Source organism: Spirosoma koreense, assembly GCF_054777875.1.
This window is the reverse complement of the sequence record NZ_BAAHAC010000018.1, coordinates 1-1,245: the sequence shown is the minus strand read 5'-3', so window position 1 is coordinate 1,245 and position 1,245 is coordinate 1. Positions and strand designations below refer to the sequence as shown.

Here is a 1,245-nt window from a genome sequence, read left to right as displayed (position 1 = left end):
ATTATGAACTGTGTTAAAAGTCAAGCACAAGTACGTAAAACAGGGAAATAATTCGGGTCGAAATCCTGATCAAACTTGACTACCGCAAACGCCTGACGGAGTAGCTTGTTAACTACCGCAATCAAGGCAACTTTGGAGGCTTTGCCAGCCCCTTTTAAGCGCTGATAAAGGTCTCGACACGCTTTGTTATGTTGAATCGCCGACCAAGAGGCTACATATAACATACTCCTCAACTGGGCATCTCCAGTCTTGCAAATACCTTTAGCCGTATTGAGTTTTCCCGATTGGTAAATTACGGGGGCGACACCAATAAACTTGGCTAAGGCTTTGGCGGAATGAAACTGCTCAAAGCCCCCGGTTACTTCAATTAAGGCAGTGGCAATCGAAGTCGAGATACCAACAATGGACGTTAATCGCTGCAATTGCTGACCAAAATTGTCCTTGGTCAACTGTTCAATCTCGTCTAATAAAGCCTTGATGGCCACTTCTAACTGACTGATTATGTTAGCCAAGCTAGCCTGAACGGGTTCGTCTTTAACGGGTAGGGAAGAAAACGAATGCTTCAAATTTCGCATCGCTCGATGCTGCTTTTTGTATTGTCGAAGCAGCGTTCGCTTTTGTCGAAGTCGGAGCAGCGAATCGCTATCCATTTGATAGATAGGCGGTTGTGTCATTTGCCCATACCGTGCCAACAAGACAGCGTCACTCTCATCGGTTTTGGTCACCGACAACCGCATCTTAGCAAAATGGTGGCTTTGTTTTGGATTAATGACTGAGGTCATAAATTGCGCTTGGCAAAGCATGTAGGTTACTAAAACGGAGTATGACCCGGTTGCTTCGACAATGCAGTGAGCCGAAGGCGGAAGAAAAGCCATCAACCGTCTTATTCCTTCGGGTGAGTTGGCAAAACTACCTGCTTTCCAGGCATTGTCTGACTCGGCGTATGCTACTGCGAGCGAGTCTTTGGCCACATCGATTCCAACATAAGTTTTCATGACAAAGGGAAAAAGAATAGACACCAATACTCGATATTCAGCCCTCAATTCTGCCACTTAGCATAGTATACGCGGGGTTTGCCAATGGAACTGTTCAAGGTTGCAAAATTGACCAGTGTGGGTCAGATCATAATGCCCGGGGTTCGCCCATGTTAACTTCAGACTTGCTCACACTGGTGGCTCTTCATCAGCAGTCAAAGTAGTGAAAAGTGACCTAATTTGAACTGCGCTTCAAACGTACTATGTTAAC

The 1,245-nt window shown here is 45.7% G+C and carries 1 protein-coding gene; it reads right to left on the bottom strand.

Annotated elements, in window-relative coordinates:
• Positions 1 to 20: 20 nt before the first annotated feature.
• Positions 21 to 995, bottom strand: a complete 975-nt coding sequence (locus tag ACYVC2_RS13595; protein ID WP_461102980.1) for an IS110 family RNA-guided transposase — start codon at positions 993 to 995, stop codon at positions 21 to 23.
• Positions 996 to 1,245: the final 250 nt, after the last annotated feature.

What these genes read in the sequence shown, in the direction of transcription:
- ACYVC2_RS13595 (WP_461102980.1), bottom strand. Translation starts at nt 995, where the DNA reads ATGAAAACTTATGTTGGAATCGATGTGGCCAAAGACTCGCTCGCAGTA.